Annotated in this window: 21 protein-coding genes; all 21 read left to right on the top strand. The window is 60.0% G+C overall.

The window, feature by feature from the left end:
• Nucleotides 1–112 precede the first annotated feature (112 nt).
• A complete protein-coding gene (locus ACYZTU_RS20980) occupies nt 113–1588 on the top strand; it encodes a sigma-54 dependent transcriptional regulator (RefSeq protein ID WP_461965197.1) in 1476 nt (491 codons plus the stop codon).
• Nucleotides 1589–1716: 128 nt separating this feature from the next.
• Nucleotides 1717–2922 carry a sensor histidine kinase gene (locus ACYZTU_RS20975; protein ID WP_461971122.1) on the top strand — a complete coding sequence of 402 codons (1206 nt, stop codon included), beginning with the start codon at nt 1717–1719 and terminating at the stop codon, nt 2920–2922.
• Nucleotides 2923–2927: 5 nt separating this feature from the next.
• Nucleotides 2928–4313, top strand: a complete 1386-nt coding sequence (locus ACYZTU_RS20970) for a sigma-54-dependent transcriptional regulator (RefSeq protein WP_461965195.1) — start codon at nt 2928–2930, stop codon at nt 4311–4313.
• 146 nt (nt 4314–4459) lie between these two features.
• Nucleotides 4460–4789 (top strand): flagellar hook-basal body complex protein FliE, encoded by a 330-nt coding sequence (fliE, locus tag ACYZTU_RS20965; protein WP_461965193.1) that lies wholly within the window; start codon nt 4460–4462, stop codon nt 4787–4789.
• A gap of 14 nt (nt 4790–4803) precedes the next feature.
• Nucleotides 4804–6591, top strand: a complete 1788-nt coding sequence (gene fliF / locus ACYZTU_RS20960) for a flagellar basal-body MS-ring/collar protein FliF (protein WP_461965191.1) — start codon at nt 4804–4806, stop codon at nt 6589–6591.
• Nucleotides 6584–7603, top strand: a complete 1020-nt coding sequence (gene fliG / locus ACYZTU_RS20955) for a flagellar motor switch protein FliG (RefSeq protein ID WP_461965189.1) — start codon at nt 6584–6586, stop codon at nt 7601–7603. Before fliF ends, fliG begins: the two co-directional genes overlap by 8 nt.
• A gap of 7 nt (nt 7604–7610) precedes the next feature.
• A complete protein-coding gene (fliH, locus tag ACYZTU_RS20950; protein ID WP_461965187.1) occupies nt 7611–8420 on the top strand; it encodes a flagellar assembly protein FliH in 810 nt (269 codons plus the stop codon).
• The gene (fliI, locus tag ACYZTU_RS20945; protein ID WP_461965185.1) at nt 8410–9768 is read left to right on the top strand and encodes a flagellar protein export ATPase FliI; all 1359 of its coding nucleotides are present in this window, start codon (nt 8410–8412) and stop codon (nt 9766–9768) included. Before fliH ends, fliI begins: the two co-directional genes overlap by 11 nt.
• A gap of 6 nt (nt 9769–9774) precedes the next feature.
• Nucleotides 9775–10224 carry a flagellar export protein FliJ gene (gene fliJ, locus ACYZTU_RS20940; RefSeq protein WP_461965183.1) on the top strand — a complete coding sequence of 150 codons (450 nt, stop codon included), beginning with the start codon at nt 9775–9777 and terminating at the stop codon, nt 10222–10224.
• A 167-nt stretch (nt 10225–10391) separates the two neighbouring features.
• Entirely contained in the window at nt 10392–10697 is a 306-nt protein-coding gene (locus tag ACYZTU_RS20935) for an STAS domain-containing protein (RefSeq protein ID WP_449642396.1), read from the top strand.
• Nucleotides 10698–10702: 5 nt separating this feature from the next.
• Complete coding sequence (locus ACYZTU_RS20930; protein ID WP_461965181.1) at nt 10703–12409, top strand: ATP-binding SpoIIE family protein phosphatase; 1707 nt, start codon at nt 10703–10705, stop codon at nt 12407–12409.
• A gap of 30 nt (nt 12410–12439) precedes the next feature.
• Nucleotides 12440–12787 carry an Hpt domain-containing protein gene (locus tag ACYZTU_RS20925; RefSeq protein ID WP_461965180.1) on the top strand — a complete coding sequence of 116 codons (348 nt, stop codon included), beginning with the start codon at nt 12440–12442 and terminating at the stop codon, nt 12785–12787.
• 105 nt (nt 12788–12892) lie between these two features.
• A complete protein-coding gene (locus ACYZTU_RS20920; protein ID WP_461965178.1) occupies nt 12893–14251 on the top strand; it encodes a flagellar hook-length control protein FliK in 1359 nt (452 codons plus the stop codon).
• 210 nt (nt 14252–14461) lie between these two features.
• Complete coding sequence (gene fliL / locus ACYZTU_RS20915) at nt 14462–14962, top strand: flagellar basal body-associated protein FliL (protein ID WP_461965176.1); 501 nt, start codon at nt 14462–14464, stop codon at nt 14960–14962.
• A gap of 9 nt (nt 14963–14971) precedes the next feature.
• Nucleotides 14972–15940: a flagellar motor switch protein FliM gene (gene fliM / locus ACYZTU_RS20910; RefSeq protein ID WP_461965174.1), complete on the top strand. Its 969-nt coding sequence runs from the start codon at nt 14972–14974 to the stop codon at nt 15938–15940.
• 69 nt (nt 15941–16009) lie between these two features.
• A complete protein-coding gene (gene fliN, locus ACYZTU_RS20905) occupies nt 16010–16468 on the top strand; it encodes a flagellar motor switch protein FliN (protein WP_282377495.1) in 459 nt (152 codons plus the stop codon).
• Nucleotides 16469–16912 (top strand): flagellar biosynthetic protein FliO, encoded by a 444-nt coding sequence (gene fliO, locus ACYZTU_RS20900; RefSeq protein WP_461965172.1) that lies wholly within the window; start codon nt 16469–16471, stop codon nt 16910–16912.
• Complete coding sequence (gene fliP / locus ACYZTU_RS20895; protein WP_461965170.1) at nt 16912–17670, top strand: flagellar type III secretion system pore protein FliP; 759 nt, start codon at nt 16912–16914, stop codon at nt 17668–17670. Before fliO ends, fliP begins: the two co-directional genes overlap by 1 nt.
• Nucleotides 17667–17936: a flagellar biosynthesis protein FliQ gene (fliQ, locus tag ACYZTU_RS20890; RefSeq protein ID WP_010456946.1), complete on the top strand. Its 270-nt coding sequence runs from the start codon at nt 17667–17669 to the stop codon at nt 17934–17936. Before fliP ends, fliQ begins: the two co-directional genes overlap by 4 nt.
• A gap of 3 nt (nt 17937–17939) precedes the next feature.
• A complete protein-coding gene (gene fliR, locus ACYZTU_RS20885) occupies nt 17940–18722 on the top strand; it encodes a flagellar biosynthetic protein FliR (protein WP_282377498.1) in 783 nt (260 codons plus the stop codon).
• A gap of 3 nt (nt 18723–18725) precedes the next feature.
• Nucleotides 18726–19865, top strand: a complete 1140-nt coding sequence (flhB, locus tag ACYZTU_RS20880; protein WP_461965168.1) for a flagellar biosynthesis protein FlhB — start codon at nt 18726–18728, stop codon at nt 19863–19865.
• Nucleotides 19866–19895 lie beyond the last annotated feature (30 nt).

Raw genomic sequence — 19895 nt, 5'->3', positions numbered from 1 at the left:
TTAACTAGTGGCTGGTTGAACATTTCAGGCGTCTACAGGCATCAACGTGTCTGCAAGCGTCTAGCTTGCCCCTCATTTCGGGCATTGAGTTGACTAGGGAAGTTGCAATTGCATGTGGCGTGAAACCAAAATTCTGCTAATTGATGACGATAGTGTCCGCCGTCGCGACTTGGCGGTGATATTAAATTTTCTTGGCGAAGAAAATTTTCCCTGCGGTAGCCATGACTGGCAGCAGGCTGTCGGCTCATTGTCGTCAAGTCGTGAAGTGATCTGTGTCCTGATCGGGACGGTCAATGCGCCTGGCGCACTTACGGGCTTGTTAAAGACACTCTCAACCTGGGATGAGTTCCTTCCGGTTTTGTTAATGGGCGATAATTCTTCCGTTGACTTGCCAGAAGACCAGCGTCGCCGAGTGCTTTCAACCCTCGAAATGCCACCCAGCTACAGCAAATTGCTCGACTCCCTGCACCGTGCCCAGGTCTATCGTGAGATGTACGACCAGGCCCGCGAGCGCGGTCGTCATCGCGAACCCAATCTTTTCCGCAGTCTTGTCGGCACCAGTCGGGCGATTCAACACGTCCGTCAGATGATGCAGCAAGTCGCCGACACCGACGCCAGCGTGCTGATCCTCGGCGAGTCCGGGACCGGCAAGGAAGTGGTCGCGCGCAACCTGCACTATCACTCCAAGCGTCGTGACGCGCCGTTCGTTCCGGTCAACTGCGGGGCGATCCCGGCCGAGTTGCTGGAAAGCGAACTGTTCGGCCACGAAAAGGGCGCGTTCACCGGTGCAATCACCAGCCGTGCCGGACGTTTCGAACTGGCCAACGGCGGCACGCTGTTCCTTGATGAAATCGGCGACATGCCGCTGCCAATGCAGGTCAAGCTGCTGCGCGTGTTGCAGGAGCGCACCTTCGAGCGCGTGGGCAGCAACAAGACCCAGAGCGTCGACGTTCGCATCATCGCCGCGACGCACAAGAATCTCGAAAGCATGATCGAGATCGGCACCTTCCGCGAAGACTTGTATTACCGCCTGAACGTGTTCCCGATCGAGATGGCGCCATTGCGCGAACGTGTCGAAGATATTCCTCTGCTGATGAACGAGTTGATCTCGCGCATGGAGCACGAGAAGCGTGGTTCGATCCGTTTCAATTCCGCGGCGATCATGTCGCTGTGCCGTCACGGTTGGCCGGGCAACGTCCGCGAACTCGCCAACCTGGTGGAGCGCATGGCGATCATGCATCCGTACGGAGTGATCGGCGTGGTCGAATTGCCGAAGAAATTCCGTTACGTCGACGATGAAGACGAGCAGTTGGTCGACAGCCTGCGCAGCGATCTTGAAGAGCGGGTGGCCATCAACGGTCATACTCCGGATTTCTCTGCCGGGGCCCTGCTGCCGCCGGAAGGCCTGGACCTGAAAGACTACCTCGGTGGTCTGGAACAAGGGCTGATTCAGCAAGCGCTGGATGATGCCAATGGCATCGTCGCCCGCGCGGCAGAGCGGCTGCGAATTCGTCGAACCACACTGGTGGAGAAGATGCGCAAGTACGGCATGAGCCGTCGTGACGGTGATGAACAGGCGGATGATTGACGCCTGTTTTTCAAGTCCTTCATTTATAGGCGGTTTTTTTTAGGCACGGGTATTGCTACATCCCTCGCAACGTTCCGTTTAACTGACGGTCAGCCAAGCGAGAGTGCACGATGCCCCAAGCCGCCCAGATGTCTCCTGTCCCTGACGCTTCGGGGCAATCGTCGTCCGCAGAGCAGGTGAGCCTGCTTGGTCTTGAGCAGGCGTTTGCACTGTTCAACCAAATGTCGAGCCAATTGACCGACTCTTACAGCATGCTTGAGGCCCGGGTCACTGAGCTTAAGGGTGAGCTGGCGGTCGTCAGCGCTCAGCGCATGCAGGAGCTGGCGGAAAAAGAGCGTTTGGCCAACCGGCTGCAAAACCTCCTCGACCTGTTGCCCGGCGGCGTCATCGTTATCGACGCCCAAGGCATCGTGCGCGAAGCCAACCCCGCTGCCTGCGAACTGCTCGGTCTGCCCCTCGAAGGCGAGTTGTGGCGCCATGTCATTGCCCGCTGCTTTGCGCCTCGTGAGGACGACGGTCATGAAATCTCTCTCAAGGACGGTCGACGCTTGTCGATCGCCACTCGCTCGCTGGATGCCGAGCCCGGCCAGTTGGTGTTGCTCAACGACCTGACTGAAACCCGTCATCTGCAAGATCAGCTGGCCCGCCACGAACGACTCTCGTCCCTCGGCCGAATGGTCGCCTCGCTGGCTCATCAGATTCGTACACCGTTATCCGCCGCCTTGCTCTACGCCAGTCATTTGACCGAGCAGGCGTTGCCGGTCGAGACCCAGCAGCGTTTTGCCGGGCGCCTGAAAGAGCGTCTGCATGAGCTGGAGCATCAGGTTCGTGACATGCTGGTGTTTGCTCGCGGCGAGCTACCGCTGACCGATCGCGTCACGCCCAAAGTGCTGATGCAGTCGCTGCAGGCGGCCGCACTGACCCATGTGCAGGACCTGCCGATTCGCTGGCAGTGCGACAGTCATTCTGGCGAGTTGCTGTGCAATCGCGACACACTGGTCGGGGCGATCCTGAACCTGATCGAGAACGCCATCCAGGCCAGTGCCGGCGACGTTCGTTTGAAAGTCCATCTCTATACCCGTGAAAACAACCTGCGTGTCTCGGTCAGCGACAGCGGTAGCGGCATCGATACGAAAGTGCTGGCGCGCCTGGGTGAACCCTTCTTTACCACTAAAAACACCGGAACCGGCCTCGGCCTGACCGTGGTCAAGGCTGTGGCCCGTGCTCATCAGGGAGAATTGCAACTGCGCTCGCGGCTCGGTCGCGGCACATGTGCGCAGGTGATCCTGCCGCTTTTTTTGGGTGACAAGCCCAGCGCGCAGGGCGCGGAGTGAAGGACATGGCAATCAGGGTTTTACTGGTCGAGGATGACCGCGCGCTACGCGAAGCATTGGCGGATACGCTGCTGCTCGCGGGGCACGATTACACGGCGGTAGGCTCGGCGGAAGAAGCGCTGGCGGCGGTCGGTGCCGAGGCGTTCAACCTGGTACTGAGTGACGTCAACATGCCGGGCATGGACGGCCATCAACTGCTCGGATTGCTGCGCGCTCGCCAGCCGCAGCTGCCGGTGTTGCTGATGACGGCTCATGGCGCCGTGGAGCGGGCAGTCGATGCGATGCGACAAGGCGCGGCGGATTACCTGGTCAAGCCGTTCGAACCCAAGGCGTTGCTCGATCTGGTGGCGCGTCATGCGCTGGGCAGTCTCGGCGCAGCCGAGGGCGAGGGGCCTGTCGCGTTCGAGCCGGCCAGTGCGCAATTGCTGGAACTGGCTGCGCGGGTGGCGCGCAGTGATTCCACGGTATTAATCTCCGGTGAGTCCGGGACCGGTAAAGAAGTGCTGGCGCGTTACATTCATCAGCACTCCCATCGTGCCAGTCAACCGTTCATTGCGATCAACTGCGCAGCCATCCCCGACAATATGCTTGAAGCCACGCTGTTCGGTCATGAGAAGGGCTCGTTCACTGGCGCCATTGCGGCTCAGGCCGGCAAGTTCGAACAGGCTGATGGCGGGACCATCCTGCTCGACGAAATTTCCGAAATGCCGCTGGGCCTGCAGGCCAAGTTGCTGCGCGTGTTGCAAGAGCGCGAAGTCGAGCGGGTCGGGGCGCGCAAACCGATCACGCTGGATATTCGGGTCGTCGCGACCACCAACCGCGACTTGGCAGGGGAAGTGGCGGCGGGGCGTTTCCGCGAAGATCTTTACTATCGCCTGTCGGTGTTTCCGCTGGCCTGGCGTCCGTTGCGCGAGCGTACCGCCGACATCCTGCCGCTGGCCGAGCGTCTGCTGGCCAAGTACGTCAATAAAATGAAGCATGCCGCGGCAATGCTGTCGCCTGAGGCACAGGCGTGCCTGATTGGTTATCCGTGGCCGGGTAATGTGCGTGAACTGGATAACGCGATTCAGCGCGCGCTGATCCTGCAGCAGGGCGGTTTGATACAGCCTGAGGATTTCTGCCTGGCCGGGCCAGTCGCCTGTGCGCCGTTGCCAGCCTTGGTGTCGACGTCCGTGCGAGCCGTGGAGGTCGAATCCGTGCCGGCCGGGGCATTGGGTGATGACCTGCGTCGCCGTGAATTCCAGATGATCATCGACACCTTGCGCTCCGAGCGCGGCCGTCGCAAAGAGGCCGCCGAGCGTTTGGGCATCAGTCCGCGCACCCTGCGCTACAAGCTGGCGCAGATGCGTGATGCCGGAATGGACGTGGAAGCTTATTTGTTCGCCACCTGATTTGTTAGCAATGCAAAGCCCGGGACAGTTTTTGTTTAGAGCGGCCACGGAGCTGGCACCCTTGTTGCTAACACCTCACTACCCGCCGAGTGAGTGTCAAAAAATTGCGGGTCGCCAAAGACGTAGCTCGTCAAAGAGAGTAGACCATGAGCCAAGGTATTGAATTTAATCGATTGATGCTGGACATGCGCTCCATGCAAATGGATGCCATGTCTGCGTCAAAATCGACTGCCGCAGTCCCTCAACTGGGTGGCAGCAGCTTTGCCGACATGCTCGGTCAAGCCGTCAATAAAGTGAACGACACCCAGCAGGCGTCCAGTCAGTTGGCCAGTGCCTTCGAGATCGGCAAGAGCGGCGTCGACCTGACGGACGTGATGATTTCCTCGCAGAAGGCCAGCGTGTCTTTTCAAGCGTTGACGCAAGTACGCAACAAGCTGGTTCAGGCATACCAAGACATCATGCAGATGCCGGTTTAAGGACGAATTGAGTCATGGCAGAAGCAGTCGCCGATAATGTACCGGCCAAGACCACTCCAATAGACGGCAAGCCGCCGCTGTTCGGGTTGTCCTTCCTGGAAAACCTCTCCGAGATGACCATGTTGCGTCAGGTGGGCCTGTTGGTCGGCCTGGCTGCGAGCGTGGCGATTGGCTTTGCCGTGGTGTTGTGGTCCCAGCAGCCGGACTACCGGCCTCTGTACGGCAGCCTTGCCGGTATGGACGCCAAACAGGTCATGGATACCCTGGCCGCAGCCGATATTCCCTATACCGTTGAACCGAATTCCGGTGCCTTGCTGGTCAAGGCCGATGACCTGTCCCGTGCGCGAATCAAACTCGCGGGCGCTGGTGTCACTCCCAGCGACGGTAACATCGGTTTTGAAATCCTCGACAAGGACCAGGGCCTGGGAACCAGCCAGTTCATGGAAGCGACCCGATATCGTCGCGGTCTCGAAGGCGAATTGGCCCGCACCATCTCCAGTTTGAACAACGTCAAGGGTGCCCGCGTGCACTTGGCGATTCCGAAGAGTTCGGTGTTCGTACGTGACGAGCGCAAGCCGAGCGCTTCGGTTCTGGTGGAGCTGTACTCCGGCCGCTCGCTGGAGCCTGGCCAAGTGCTGGCGATCATCAACCTGGTGGCCACCAGCGTTCCCGAACTCAGCAAATCCCAGATCACCGTCGTCGATCAGAAGGGCACCTTGCTCTCCGATCAGGCGGAGAACTCCGAACTGACCATGGCAGGCAAGCAATTCGATTACAGCCGTCGCATGGAAAGCATGCTGACTCAGCGCGTGCACAACATCCTGCAACCGGTGCTGGGCAACGATCGCTATAAAGCCGAAGTCTCGGCCGACGTGGATTTCAGTGCTGTCGAGTCAACCTCTGAGCAGTTCAACCCGGATCAACCGGCCTTGCGCAGCGAGCAGTCGGTCAATGAACAACGCACCGCCAGCAATGGCCCGCAAGGTGTGCCGGGTGCTTTGAGCAACCAGCCACCAGCCCCAGCCTCCGCGCCGCAAACCACCGGTGGCGCTACCGCGTCGGCCGCCATGGTGCAGCCAGGCCAGCCATTGATTGATGCCAACGGTCAGCAAATCATGGACCCGGCCACCGGCCAGCCCATGCTCGCACCGTACCCGGCGGACAAGCGTCAACAATCCACCAAGAACTTCGAGCTCGACCGCTCCATCAGCCACACCAAACAACAGCAGGGCCGTTTGAATCGCCTGTCGGTGTCAGTGGTGGTGGATGACCAGGTCAAGATCAACGTGGCCAACGGTGAAACCACTCGTGCTCCGTGGAGCGCCGACGAATTGGCGCGCTTCACTCGCCTGGTGCAGGACGCCGTCGGCTTCGACGCCAGCCGTGGCGACAGCGTCAGCGTGATCAACATGCCGTTCTCCGCCGAGCGCGGTGAAGTGATTGCCGATATTGCGTTCTACTCCCAGCCATGGTTCTGGGACATCGTCAAACAAGTGCTGGGTGTCTTGTTCATCCTGGTGCTGGTGTTCGGTGTGCTGCGTCCGGTGCTCAACAACATCACCGGTGGCGGCAAAGATAAGCAGTTGGCGGGCTTGGGTAGCGACGTCGAACTGGGTGGCATGGGCGGTCTGGACGGCGAACTGGCCAACGACCGCGTCAGCCTCGGTGGCCCGACCAGCATCCTGCTGCCGAGCCCGAGCGAAGGCTATGACGCACAGTTGAACGCAATCAAGAGTCTGGTGGCAGAAGATCCGGGTCGCGTGGCCCAGGTCGTGAAAGAGTGGATTAACGCAGATGAGTGATAACCGAGCCGTTGCCGCCAAACTGACCAAGGTCGACAAAGCCGCGATTCTGCTGCTGTCGCTGGGGTCAACCGACGCCGCCCAGGTGCTGCGCCACATGGGGCCCAAAGAGGTCCAGCGTGTGGGTGTGGCCATGGCGCAAATGGGTAACGTGCACCGCGAGCAAGTCGAGCAGGTGATGAGCGAATTCGTCGACATCGTCGGCGACCAGACCAGCCTCGGCGTCGGCTCCGACGATTACGTGCGCAAAATGCTCACCCAGGCACTGGGCGAAGACAAGGCCAACGGCCTGATCGACCGCATCCTGCTGGGCGGCAACACCAGCGGCCTCGACAGCCTGAAGTGGATGGAACCGCGCGCCGTCGCCGATGTGATTCGTTTCGAGCACCCGCAGATCCAGGCGATCGTCGTGGCGTACCTCGATCCGGACCAGGCCGGTGAAGTGTTGGGCAACTTCGACCATAAAGTGCGTCTGGACATCATTCTGCGAGTTTCCTCGCTGAACACTGTGCAACCTGCGGCCCTGAAAGAACTCAACCAGATTCTCGAGAAGCAGTTCTCCGGCAACTCGAATGCCGCGCGCACCACCCTGGGTGGCATCAAGCGTGCGGCAGATATCATGAACTTCCTCGACAGCTCGATCGAAGGTCAACTGATGGACTCGATCCGCGAAGTCGACGAAGACCTGTCCGGTCAGATCGAAGACCTCATGTTCGTGTTCAACAACCTGTCCGATGTCGACGACCGCGGGATTCAGGCGCTGCTGCGCGAAGTGTCCTCCGACGTGCTGGTGCTGGCCCTCAAAGGTTCGGACGAGGGCGTCAAAGAGAAGATCTTCAAGAACATGTCCAAACGGGCGGCCGAACTGTTGCGCGACGACCTCGAGGCCAAAGGCCCGGTGCGTGTCAGCGACGTGGAAACCGCGCAGAAAGAAATCCTCACCATTGCCCGCCGTATGGCCGAAGCCGGAGAAATCGTTCTCGGCGGGAAGGGCGGCGAAGAGATGATCTAAGGTCGCTATGTCGTCCAAACATGATGAGTCCAACACCGACCTGATCCGTGCCAAGGACGTCGGTGGTTTTGACGTCTGGTCGCTGCCCAGCTTCGACCCTTTTGTGCCGGAGCCCGAGCCTGAACCTGAGCCCGAGCCTCCGGAAATGGAAGAGGTGCCGCTGGAAGAAGTCCAGCCACTGACCCTCGAAGAGCTCGAAAGCATTCGCCAGGAGGCCTACAACGAAGGCTTCGCCACGGGCGAGAAAGAAGGTTTTCACAGCACCACGCTCAAGGTCCGTCAGGAAGCCGAAGTGGCGCTGACCGCTAAGATTGCCGCTCTGGAGCAACTGATGGCGCATCTGTTCGAGCCCATTGCCGAACAGGACACCCTGATCGAAAAATCCCTGGTCGACCTTGTGCAGCACATCACCAAACAGGTGATTCAGCGCGAACTGGCCATCGACTCGACGCAGATCGAACACGTCATGCGCGAGGCTCTCAAGCTTTTGCCGCTGGGCGTGGGCAATGTGCGGCTGTACATCAATCCGCAAGATTTCGAACAGGTCAAAGCCCTGCGCGAACGCCATGAAGAAACCTGGCGCATCGTCGAGGACGAGGCGTTGTTGCCTGGAGGTTGCCGGGTCGAGACTGAACACAGTCGTATCGACGCCACGGTCGAAACCCGCGTTGCGCGGGTCATGGACAAGTTGTTCGATCAGTTGCACGAACAGGCATTGCACCCGGCCGCGCCGGACCTGAGCCTGGAACTGCCGATTGACGACAAGCCCGCGATCGCGCTGGTTGAACCCGAACTGGACGATCCCGATGCGCCTTGATCGCACCAGCTTCGCCAAGCGTCTCGGCAGCTACGCCGAGGCCACGGAGTTGGAAGGCGCGCCGATCCTTGAAGGCCGCTTGCTGCGCATGGTCGGCTTGACCCTCGAAGCCGAAGGCTTGCGCGCCGCCATGGGCAGCCGCTGCATGGTCATCAATGACGACAGTTATCACCCGGTGCAGGTCGAAGCCGAAGTCATGGGCTTCTCCGGCAGCAAGGTGTTTCTGATGCCAGTCGGCAGCGTTGCCGGCATCGCTCCCGGTGCCCGTGTGGTTCCTCTGGCTGATACCGGTCGTCTGCCGATGGGCATGAGCATGCTCGGGCGGGTGCTCGATGGCGCTGGTCGCGCGCTGGACGGCAAGGGCGGAATGAAGGCCGAAGATTGGGTTCCGATGGACGGCCCGACCATCAACCCGCTTAAGCGCGAACCGATCAGCGAGCCGCTGGACGTGGGTATTCGCTGCATCAACGGTTTGTTGACAGTCGGCCGTGGTCAGCGACTCGGCCTGTTCGCCGGTACCGGCGTGGGCAAGAGTGTGCTGCTGGGCATGATGACCCGCTTCACCGAGGCCGACATCATCGTCGTCGGATTAATCGGTGAGCGGGGTCGTGAAGTTAAAGAGTTCATCGAGCACATCCTCGGCGAAGAAGGGCTCAAGCGTTCTGTCGTCGTGGCGTCCCCGGCGGACGATGCGCCACTGATGCGTCTGCGCGCGGCCATGTACTGCACGCGAATCGCCGAGTATTTCCGTGATAAGGGCAAAAACGTCCTGTTGCTCATGGATTCCCTGACCCGATTCGCCCAGGCCCAGCGAGAAATCGCCCTGGCCATCGGCGAGCCGCCGGCGACCAAGGGTTATCCGCCATCGGTGTTCGCCAAGCTGCCGAAACTGGTTGAGCGGGCCGGTAATGCCGAGAAGGGTGGCGGTTCGATCACTGCGTTCTACACCGTATTGTCCGAAGGCGATGACCAGCAGGATCCGATTGCCGATGCCGCGCGGGGCGTGCTCGACGGGCACATCGTGCTGTCCAGGCGCCTGGCCGAGGAAGGTCATTACCCGGCCATCGATATCGAAGCGTCCATCAGCCGGGTCATGCCGTCGGTGGTATCGCCGGAGCACATGATGCGCGCCCAGTATTTCAAGCAGCTGTGGTCGCGTTATCAACAGAGTCGAGATCTGATCAGCGTCGGTGCCTACGTCGCGGGTGGTGATCGGGAAACCGATCTGGCGATCTCCCTGCAACCGCAGCTGGTCAAATACCTGCGCCAGGGCCTGAACGACAGTATCAGCCTGGGCGAAAGCGAAGCGTATCTCGCGTCGATCTTCGCCCCCGCGGCCGGCGGGTAACCGGCCATGGCCCAGAGCCGCGCCTCGCGCCTGGCCCCCGTGGTCGAAATGGCTGAAAAGGTCGAGAAAACCGCGGTCCAGCGCCTCGGGCACTTCCAGGGGCAGGTCCGCCTTGCAGAAAGTAAACTCGCCGACCTCGAAGCCTTTCGCCTCGACTATCAGGAGCAATGGATCGTGCGCGGCAGCAGTGGCGTGTCGGGCCAATGGCTGCTGGGTTATCAAGGCTTCCTTGCGCAGCTGGGTACCGCCATCGATCAGCAGCGACAAAGCCTCGTGTGGCATCAAAACAATCTGAACAAGGCGCGCGAAACCTGGCAACAGGCTTATGCCCGGGTCGAAGGCCTGCGCAAACTGGTGTCGCGCTACATGGATGAGGCGCGGCGGCTGGAAGACCGGCGCGAGCAAAAGCTGCTGGATGAGTTGTCCCAGCGGTTGCCGCGTCAGGATCCTTATTAAGCGTTGCCTTCGAAAAGATCGCAGCCTTCGGCAGCTCCTACGGGTTCGGGTTTACACGCGGATAATGTAGGAGCTGCCGAAGGCTGCGATCTTTTGATCTTGCTCCTGTTTCCGCCAAGTGCTAAACCTTGTACACGTAAGTTCACCAATGACAAGGAAGCCGTTCTATGTCAGTTGTTACAGAAGTATCTCAAGGTGGGCAAAAACTGACGATATCGATCAAGGGACGATTCGATTTCGCCAAGCATCAGGAATTTCGTGAGTCCTACGAGAATCTTGAGCCAAAACCCGACTCCTTCGAAGTGAACTTGAAGGACGCTACCTACCTCGACAGCTCAGCGCTCGGCATGTTGTTGCTATTGCGTGATCACGCCGGTGGCGAAAGTGCCGAGATCACGTTGACCAACGCTAATGCAGATGTGCGCAAGATCCTCGCCATCTCTAACTTCGAACAAATCTTCGACGTGGCGTGAGCGCCATGCAGTCTTTGTTCGAGCCGCTGACGATCCTGATCGCTGAAGACAGCGCGGCCGATCGCATGCTGCTGTCGACCATCGTCCGTCGCCAGGGCCATGAGGTGCTGACGGCCGCCAATGGTGCCGAAGCCGTTGACGCGTTTCGCCAGCAGCGACCGCAACTGGTACTCATGGACGCCATGATGCCGGTGATGGACGGTTTCGAGGCGGCGCGACAGATCAAGGTATTGGCCGGGGAAACCCTGGTGCCGATCATCTTCCTCACCTCGCTGACCGAAAGCGAAGCGCTGGCCCGCTGTCTGGAGGCCGGTGGCGACGACTTTCTGGCAAAGCCCTACAACCAGGTGATCCTCGCCGCCAAGATCAAGGCGATGGATCGCTTGCGGCGGTTACAGGCCACGGTGTTGCAGCAGCGGGACCAGATCGCCAGGCACCACGAATACCTGCTCAACGAGCAGCGGGTGGCCAAGGCCGTGTTCGATAAGGTGGCCCACTCCGGCTGCCTGAATGCACCCAATATCCGCTACCTGCAATCGCCCTATGCGCTGTTCAACGGCGATCTGCTGCTGGCTGCGTTTACCCCGGCCGGTGACATGCATGTGCTGCTCGGTGATTTCACCGGCCATGGTTTGCCTGCCGCGGTCGGTGCGATGCCCTTGGCCGAAGTCTTTTACGGCATGACTTCCAAGGGTTATGGCCTGTCCGAAACCTTGCGCGAGATGAATGCCAAGCTCAAGCGCATCCTGCCGGTGGACATGTTCTGTTGTGCAACGCTGCTGTGCCTGAGTTTTCAGCGACGTTCGGTGGAGGTCTGGAACGGCGGGATGCCGGACGGGTACCTGCACAGCATCGCCAGTGGTGAGTGCGCGGCGCTGAAGGCTCGGCATTTGCCGCTCGGCGTGCTGAGCCCGCAATCGTTTAATGACCGCACCGAGGTGTTTCCGATGGCGGTCGGGGATCGCGTCTTCCTGTTGTCCGACGGGGTGATCGATACCTGCGATGCCAACGAACAGTTGTTTGGTGTGGAGCGATTGCAGCAGGTGTTTGCGGCCAATCGTCAGCCTGATGCGTTGTTCGAACAGATCGAGCAGGCGTTGCGGGACTTTCGCGGCGAGGCCCGCGATGACGTGAGCATGGTCGAGGTCAGTCTGCTTGACGCCGCGCAACTGAGCCCGCCGGCGCTGGTGTATTCCGACAGTGGTGAGTCTTGCCCGCTGGACTGGTCAGTGAGTTTCGAGTTTCGCGCCGCCACGCTCAGACGTTTCAATCCTCTGCCGTATCTTCTGCAATTGTTGCTTGAGGTCCACGGTCTGCGGGCTCAGAGCGGGGCGCTCTACAGTGTTTTGGCCGAACTGTATTCCAATGCCTTGGAGCATGGCGTGCTGGGGCTGGATTCGGCGCTCAAACGCGATGCCTCGGGTTTTACCCGTTACTATCAACAGCGCAAAACGCGCCTGGACGATTTGCAGGACGGCTTCGTGCGGGTGCATTTGCAGGTTGTCCCGAGGGGCGAGGGCGGTTGCCTGACGGTTCGGGTCGAAGACAGTGGCAAGGGTTTCGATGTCGCGCGAGTGATGGAGCAGCCCGTCGATGGCGTCCGTCTGTCGGGACGTGGCGTCAGTCTGATCCGTCAGTTGGGCCACAATGCGAGTTGGTCCGATGAGGGTCGAAGTGCCCGCGTGGAATTTTTCTGGGAGGCTCTGGCATAATCCACGCATTCTTGATCAAGGAGTGAGCAAGTGGCTGACACACACCTGGACCGCGACGTGCTGAGCGCGTTGCAAGAGGTCATGGAGGATGAGTATCCGATGTTGCTGGATACCTTCATTGCCGATTCCGAAGAGCGTTTGCGCATCTTGCGAAACGCCGAAGATGCCGCGCAACTCATGAATGCTGCCCATAGTTTCAAAGGCAGTAGCAGCAATATGGGCGCCATTCGCCTGGCTGAGTTGTGCAATGAGCTGGAACAACGCGCCAAGCAAGAAAGCCTCGCCGGAATTAAAAAACTGGTGGGCGAAATTGATGGCGAATTTGCCATTGTTCGACCGCTCTATGAAGCCGAGCGCCAGCGTTCTCTTGGTGACTGAGGCGACCGTCCGGCGCTTTTAACACCGGTCACTCAAACCTGGCGCGACCTTTGCAATAATCTCCGTCAACTGTACCTACGATCCCAGTGCCGCGGAGACCGTTCCATGCCCGTTACCCCCAATATGCTGCTTCAGGCCGCCGCGCAGGCCAAGACTCAAGCTGCCGCCGCCAATACACCGGCGCTGGCCGCTGAGCCTGGGGACAAGGCGTCCAGCTTCGCTCAGGTTTACGCCAATCAAGCCCAGAACAAGCCCTCCGCCGTGTCTGACGGATCGGCAAAGCCGGTACGCGATAAAACCCCGGACAGCCCTGGAAAAAAGGACGTCGACAACGACAAATCTGCCGCCCCGGAACCCGCGGTTGCCGATAGCGGCAAATCCTTGCCCGCCGATAAACCGGCGCCGGCTGACGACAAGGCTGCCAGCGATAAAGCCTCGGATTCCGCTGAAACGTCGGTCGCCGATGCCGCGCCTGTTGACCCGACTCTCGATCCTGCATTGATGCAGGCAGCCCAGCCGGCGGCGCCAGTGCCTACGACTGCGCCAGTGATAGTCGCCGCGCAGGTCGAAGCGCCGATCGCTGCGGCCGTTACAGCGGCAATCTTTCCCGCCGCAACCACTGACACCGATTTCGACCCCGAAGCCGATCCACTCGACGCGCTGCCAGCCGTGCGCATGGCCATGGAGCAGAGCGGTCACGTTTCCGCCTCCAGTCAGGCTCAGCCCAAAGCGGCACCGACCTCGGCGCAGGCTCAGGCCGACGGCGAATCGACCTCGGCGCAGAACTTTGCCGCGGGCATGGCGAGCATGCTCGACGTGCAAGCCGACAAGGACAGCACTGGCCAGGGCGGCGACAAGGCCTTCAGCGGTCTTATCGATGACGGTCTCAAGGACCTGAAGTCCGCGACCAGCGATACCCGAGTTGACGATTTCGCCAACCGTCTGGCGGCGCTGACCCAGGCGGCCACGCCGAAAACTGCCAATGCCTTGCCGGTGAACCAGCCGATCGCCATGCACCAGAGCGGCTGGACCGAAGAAGTGGTGAACCGGGTCATGTACCTGTCCAGTGCCAATCTCAAGGCGGCCGACATCCAGTTGCAACCGGCCGAACTGGGGCGCCTGGACATTCGGGTGAACATGGTTCCGGATCAACAGACTCAGGTGACTTTCATGAGCGCCCATCCAGGCGTTCGTGAAGCGCTGGACGGGCAGATGCATCGCTTGCGTGACATGTTTGCGCAGCAGGGCATGGGCCAGGTCGACGTCAACGTGTCCGACCAGTCCCGTGGCTGGCAAGGTCAGGGGCAGGATCAGGCTCAACAGGGCCAAGGCCAGGGCGGGCGCACCAACGCCAGCGGTGGTCGCCTCGATTCCATGGACGAAGAACTTCCGGTTAACGTTGCCGAAGTAGCGGCCAGCACCACCAGCGTGATTGGCTCCAGCGCAGTCGACTACTACGCCTGATAATTCTCGACGCCCCCTAAAAGATCGCAGCCTTCGGCAGCTCCTACAGGATGTACACATTCCAATGTAGGAGCTGCCGAAGGCTGCGATCTTTTGCTTTTCGGCCACGGTCGACTGTCCTTCCAGTTTTCCCTCAGACACTTCTGGCATAACACTTGCTCTTGCCTTGCCGTGCAACTGTGAAAACCCGAATAGTGACGGATTATTGGCATGGCGAAGAGCGAAGCAGCAGTAAAAGACCCCGCAACCAAAGGCAAACTCAAGCTGATCATCGTGATCGTGGTGGCCCTGCTGCTGGCGATCGGTTTGTCCGTGGGGGCGACCTGGTTCTTCATGCACGGCGCCCAGAGCAAGCCTGCCGCGGCGGCCGAAACCGCCCCGGTCGGCAAACAGCCAGCGATTTTCGAGCCCATGGCTCCGGCCTTCGTGGCCAACTACAACCAGAACGGTCGTCAGCGCTACATGCAGGTGAGCATCACCCTGCAGGGTCGCAATCAGGCTGAGCTGGAAGCGCTCAAAGTCCACATGCCGGTCATCCGCAATAACCTGGTCATGCTGTTCTCCGGCCAGGACTTCGCCACCCTGGCGTCGCCAGTCGGCCAGGAAATGTTGCGTCAGAAAGCCACGGCCAGCGTCCAGGAAGTGGCGCAAAAAGAACTCGGCAAAGTGGTCATCGAACAGTTGCTCTTCACTAATTTCGTACTGCAGTAGGAACACGACATGGCCGTGCAGGACCTGCTGTCCCAGGATGAGATCGATGCGCTGTTGCATGGCGTCGACGATGGTCTGGTGCAGACCGATACCGCTGCCGAACCCGGCAGCGTCAAAAGCTACGACCTGACCAGCCAGGATCGCATCGTCCGTGGACGCATGCCGACCCTGGAGATGATCAACGAGCGTTTCGCCCGCTACACCCGCATCAGCATGTTCAACATGCTGCGCCGCTCGGCGGACGTTGCCGTCGGTGGCGTGCAGGTGATGAAGTTCGGCGAATACGTGCACTCGCTGTACGTGCCCACCAGCCTCAACCTGGTCAAGATCAAACCGTTGCGCGGCACCGCGCTGTTCATCCTCGACGCCAAACTGGTGTTCAAGCTGGTGGACAACTTCTTCGGCGGCGACGGCCGCCACGCAAAGATCGAAGGGCGTGAATTCACCCCGACCGAACTGCGTGTGGTGCGCATGGTGCTGGAGCAGGCCTTCATCGATTTGAAGGAAGCCTGGCAGGCGATCATGGAAGTGAACTTCGAGTACATCAACTCGGAAGTGAACCCTGCCATGGCCAACATCGTCGGTCCGAGCGAAGCCATTGTGGTGTCGACGTTCCACATCGAACTCGATGGCGGCGGCGGCGACCTGCACGTGACCATGCCGTACTCGATGATCGAGCCGGTACGCGAAATGCTCGACGCCGGCTTCCAGTCGGACCTCGACGATCAGGACGAGCGCTGGGTCAATGCCTTGCGCCAGGACGTGCTGGACGTTGACGTACCGGTCGGTGCCACGGTTGCCCGTCGTCAGTTGCGCCTGCGGGACATTCTGCACATGCAGCCGGGGGACATTATCCCGATCGAGATGCCGGAAGAGATGATCATGCGCGCCAACGGCGTGCCTGCGTTCAAGGTCAAGATGGGCTCGCACAAAGGCAACCTCGCGTTGCAAGTGATCGAGCCGATCGAGCGCCGTTGATTGGCGCTCGCACACATTCGCTTTTAACTGACGGCTTCTAATTGATTGGTTGCCCGCCGAGGACACATGATGGCTGACGATATGAATACCCAGGACGACCAGGCGCTGGCCGATGAATGGGCTGCTGCCCTGGAAGAAACCGGCGATGCCGGGCAGGACGACATTGACGCCTTGCTGGCCGCCGACGCCGCCAGTTCGCCGTCCAACCGTCTGCCGATGGAAGAATTCGGCAGCGTGCCGAAAAACAACAATCCAGTCACCCTGGACGGTCCGAACCTGGACGTGATCCTCGACATTCCAGTGTCGATTTCCATGGAAGTCGGCAGCACCGACATCAACATCCGTAACCTGCTGCAACTCAACCAGGGGTCGGTCATCGAGCTCGATCGTCTGGCCGGTGAACCGCTGGACGTGCTGGTCAACGGCACGCTCATTGCTCACGGCGAAGTGGTGGTGGTCAACGAAAAGTTCGGCATCCGTCTGACCGACGTGATCAGCCCAAGCGAACGCATCAAGAAGCTGCGCTAAGTGAAAAAGGTTCTAAGCGCTCTGCTTGCCTTGCCGTTCAGCGTTCTGGCTGCCGAGCCGGTGGCGACGGCTGCCACCGCTGCCGCGCCCGTGGTCAGCAGTGGTGTGGGCGGGCAATTGACACAGTTGGTGTTCGGTTTGCTGCTGGTACTGGGGTTGATCTTCTTCCTCGCCTGGTTGCTGCGTCGGGTGCAACAGGCCGGGCCGGCCGGCAAAGGGCAGGTGATCGAGCTGATCGGTTCCCGCGCGCTGGGCCCTCGCGACCGGTTGATGCTGGTGCAGGTCGGCAACGAGCAGATTCTGCTTGGCTTGAGCCCCGGCACCATTACTGCGTTGCATGTGCTCAAGGAGCCGGTGCAGTTGCCGGTCACCGAGAAAGCGACCCCGGAGTTTGCCCAGCGCCTGATGGAGCTGATGGGCAAGGATCAGAAGGATAAGAAGTAATGGGTGCGTTACGCATCGCCTTGACGCTGGCCCTGATGCTGGCCGCGCCGCTGGCGTTCGCCGCCGATCCGTTGTCGATCCCGGCGATCACCCTGGGTACCAATGCCGAAGGCGCTCAGGAATACTCGGTCAGCCTGCAAATCCTGCTGATCATGACCGCACTGAGTTTTATCCCGGCGTTCGTCATGCTGATGACCAGTTTCACCCGGATCATCATCGTCTTCTCGATCCTGCGTCAGGCCCTGGGCCTGCAGCAGACACCGTCTAACCAAATCCTCACGGGTATGGCGCTATTCCTGACGCTGTTCATCATGGCGCCGGTGTTCGACCGTGTTAATCAAGATGCCTTGCAACCGTATCTGGCGGAGAAACTCACCGCTCAAGACGCCGTGGCCAAGGCCCAGGTGCCGATCAAGGACTTCATGCTCGCCCAGACCCGCAGCAGCGATCTGGAGTTGTTCATGCGCTTGTCCAAACGCACTGATATCGCGTCGCCGGATCAGGCTCCGCTGACCATTTTGGTCCCGGCGTTCGTCACGTCCGAGCTGAAAACCGCCTTCCAGATTGGCTTCATGATCTTCATTCCGTTCCTGATCATCGACCTGGTCGTGGCCAGTGTGCTGATGGCCATGGGCATGATGATGCTCTCGCCGCTGATCATTTCGCTGCCGTTCAAGATCATGCTGTTCGTGCTGGTGGATGGCTGGGCGTTGATCATCGGTACGCTGGCGAGCAGCTTCGGCGGTGTATCGCCATGACGCCAGAAGTTGCGGTAGACATCTTCCGGGAGGCGCTGTGGCTGACCACCATGATGGTTGCCGTGCTGGTGATTCCGAGTTTGCTCGTGGGTCTGTTGGTGGCAATGTTCCAGGCCGCTACGCAGATCAACGAACAGACGCTGAGCTTTCTGCCGCGCTTGCTGGTGATGCTGGTGACGCTGATTGTCGCCGGCCCGTGGCTGGTGCAGACCTTCATGGAATACATCCTGCAGTTGTACGGCAATATTCCTCAGGTTATCGGCTAAGCCATGTCGCTGCTCCAGTTGACTGACACCCAGATCAGTACCTGGGTGGCGACGTTTATGTTGCCACTGTTTCGCGTCGGTTCGTTGCTGATGGTCATGCCGATATTCGGTACGAGCCTGGTGCCCACGCGGATCCGCCTCTATTTCGCTGTGGCCATTACCGTGGTCATCGCCCCCGGCCTGCCACCCATGCCGCCGGTGAATGCGCTGGATCTGAGCGGGCTGCTGCTGATCGCCGAGCAGATCATCATCGGCGCGGTACTGGGGTTCTCCTTGCAGCTGTTCTTCCAGGCCTTCGTGGTTGCCGGGCAGATCGTCTCCATTCAGATGGGCATGGGCTTCGCTTCCATGGTCGACCCTACAAACGGTGTGTCGGTGGCAGTGATCGGGCAGTTCTTCACCATGCTGGTGACGCTGTTGTTCCTGTCGATGAATGGCCATCTGGTGGTGTTCGAAGTCCTCACCGAAAGCTTCACCACGCTGCCCGTCGGTAGCGGGTTTATGGTCAATCATTTCTGGGAGCTGGCCGGCAAGCTCGGTTGGGTCCTTGGGGCTGCTCTTATGCTGGTGCTGCCAGCGATCACCGCGCTGCTGGTAGTGAACATTGCGTTTGGCATCATGACTCGGGCGGCGCCGCAGCTGAACATCTTCTCCATCGGCTTCCCGCTGACCTTGGTCCTCGGGATGTACATCCTCTGGGTGGGGCTTGCGGACATCCTCAATCAGTATCAACCGCTGGCCTCCGAGGCCTTGCAGTTTTTACGCGAACTGGCACAGGCGCGCTGAGTCATGGCTGAGAGCGAAAGCGGTCAGGACAAAACAGAAGACCCCACGGAGAAACGTAAAAAGGACTCTCGCGAGAAAGGCGAGATTGCGCGCTCCAAGGAGCTCAACACGCTGGCGATCATGCTGGCTGGTTCCGCTGCGCTGCTGATTTTCGGCGGAGCCCTGGCGCAGGATTTGATGGAGTTGATGCGACAGAATTTTTCCCTGCCGCGAGAAGTCATCCTCGATCAGCGCTCGATGGGCACTTATCTGATGAACTCGGGGCTGATGGCGTTGCTGGCGATTCAACCCATCATGATCACCCTGGTCCTGGTAGCATTGATCGGGCCGATTTCTCTGGGCGGCTGGCTGTTCGCGGCCAGTTCCCTGGCACCGAAGTTCAGTCGGATGAACCCCGCTGCCGGCCTCAAGCGCATGTTTTCGTTCAAGGCTGTGGCGGAGCTGCTCAAGGCGCTGGCGAAATTTTTCATCACCCTTACCGTGGCGCTTTTAGTGTTGTCATCGGACATTGATGACCTGATACGCATCGCACACGAACCATTGGAACTGGCCATCATTCACTGCTTGCAGGTGGTGGGCTGGAGTACGTTGTGGATGTCTTGCGGGCTGATCGTTATCGCCGCGGTGGACGTGCCGGTGCAGCTTTGGGAGAGCCACAAGAAACTGCTGATGACCAAGCAGGAAGTGCGTGACGAGCATAAAGATCAGGAAGGGAAGCCAGAGGTTAAACAACGGATTCGCCAGCTGCAGCGCGACATGTCCCAGCGCCGGATGATGGCGGCAATCCCCGACGCCGATGTGGTCATCACCAACCCGACCCACTACGCCGTAGCGCTCAAGTACGATCCGGACAAGGGCGGGGCGCCGATGCTGATCGCCAAAGGCAGCGACTTCCTGGCCTTGAAAATCCGTGAAATCGCTGTGGCCAACGACGTGCTGCTGCTTGAGTCGCCGGCGCTGGCACGTTCGATCTACTACTCCACCGAACTTGATCAGGAAATCCCTGGCGGGCTCTATCTTGCCGTCGCCCAGGTGCTCGCTTACGTCTACCAGATCCGCCAGCATCGCGCCGGCAAGGGCAAGCGCCCGGATCCGCTCAAGGGCGATCTGCCAATTCCACCGGATCTGCGGCGCGATTCCTGAAAGAGGCGCTCGTAGCAGCTGCCGGTCCAC

Source organism: Pseudomonas sp. HLT2-19-2, from assembly GCF_054898005.1.
The sequence above is the reverse complement of the archived record's forward strand: the minus strand, read 5'-3'. Positions and strand labels throughout refer to the sequence as shown.

Bases quoted from the DNA above. Each gene is read 5' to 3' on its own strand.
- ACYZTU_RS20980 (WP_461965197.1), top strand. From the start codon at position 113: ATGTGGCGTGAAACCAAAATTCTGCTAATTGATGACGATAGTGTCCGC.
- ACYZTU_RS20975 (WP_461971122.1), top strand. From the start codon at position 1,717: ATGTCTCCTGTCCCTGACGCTTCGGGGCAATCGTCGTCCGCAGAGCAG.
- ACYZTU_RS20970 (WP_461965195.1), top strand. From the start codon at position 2,928: ATGGCAATCAGGGTTTTACTGGTCGAGGATGACCGCGCGCTACGCGAA.
- fliE (WP_461965193.1), top strand. From the start codon at position 4,460: ATGAGCCAAGGTATTGAATTTAATCGATTGATGCTGGACATGCGCTCC.
- fliF (WP_461965191.1), top strand. From the start codon at position 4,804: ATGGCAGAAGCAGTCGCCGATAATGTACCGGCCAAGACCACTCCAATA.
- fliG (WP_461965189.1), top strand. From the start codon at position 6,584: ATGAGTGATAACCGAGCCGTTGCCGCCAAACTGACCAAGGTCGACAAA.
- fliH (WP_461965187.1), top strand. From the start codon at position 7,611: ATGTCGTCCAAACATGATGAGTCCAACACCGACCTGATCCGTGCCAAG.
- fliI (WP_461965185.1), top strand. From the start codon at position 8,410: ATGCGCCTTGATCGCACCAGCTTCGCCAAGCGTCTCGGCAGCTACGCC.
- fliJ (WP_461965183.1), top strand. From the start codon at position 9,775: ATGGCCCAGAGCCGCGCCTCGCGCCTGGCCCCCGTGGTCGAAATGGCT.
- ACYZTU_RS20935 (WP_449642396.1), top strand. From the start codon at position 10,392: ATGTCAGTTGTTACAGAAGTATCTCAAGGTGGGCAAAAACTGACGATA.
- ACYZTU_RS20930 (WP_461965181.1), top strand. From the start codon at position 10,703: ATGCAGTCTTTGTTCGAGCCGCTGACGATCCTGATCGCTGAAGACAGC.
- ACYZTU_RS20920 (WP_461965178.1), top strand. From the start codon at position 12,893: ATGCCCGTTACCCCCAATATGCTGCTTCAGGCCGCCGCGCAGGCCAAG.
- fliL (WP_461965176.1), top strand. From the start codon at position 14,462: ATGGCGAAGAGCGAAGCAGCAGTAAAAGACCCCGCAACCAAAGGCAAA.
- fliM (WP_461965174.1), top strand. From the start codon at position 14,972: ATGGCCGTGCAGGACCTGCTGTCCCAGGATGAGATCGATGCGCTGTTG.
- fliN (WP_282377495.1), top strand. From the start codon at position 16,010: ATGGCTGACGATATGAATACCCAGGACGACCAGGCGCTGGCCGATGAA.
- fliP (WP_461965170.1), top strand. From the start codon at position 16,912: ATGGGTGCGTTACGCATCGCCTTGACGCTGGCCCTGATGCTGGCCGCG.
- fliQ (WP_010456946.1), top strand. From the start codon at position 17,667: ATGACGCCAGAAGTTGCGGTAGACATCTTCCGGGAGGCGCTGTGGCTG.
- fliR (WP_282377498.1), top strand. From the start codon at position 17,940: ATGTCGCTGCTCCAGTTGACTGACACCCAGATCAGTACCTGGGTGGCG.
- flhB (WP_461965168.1), top strand. From the start codon at position 18,726: ATGGCTGAGAGCGAAAGCGGTCAGGACAAAACAGAAGACCCCACGGAG.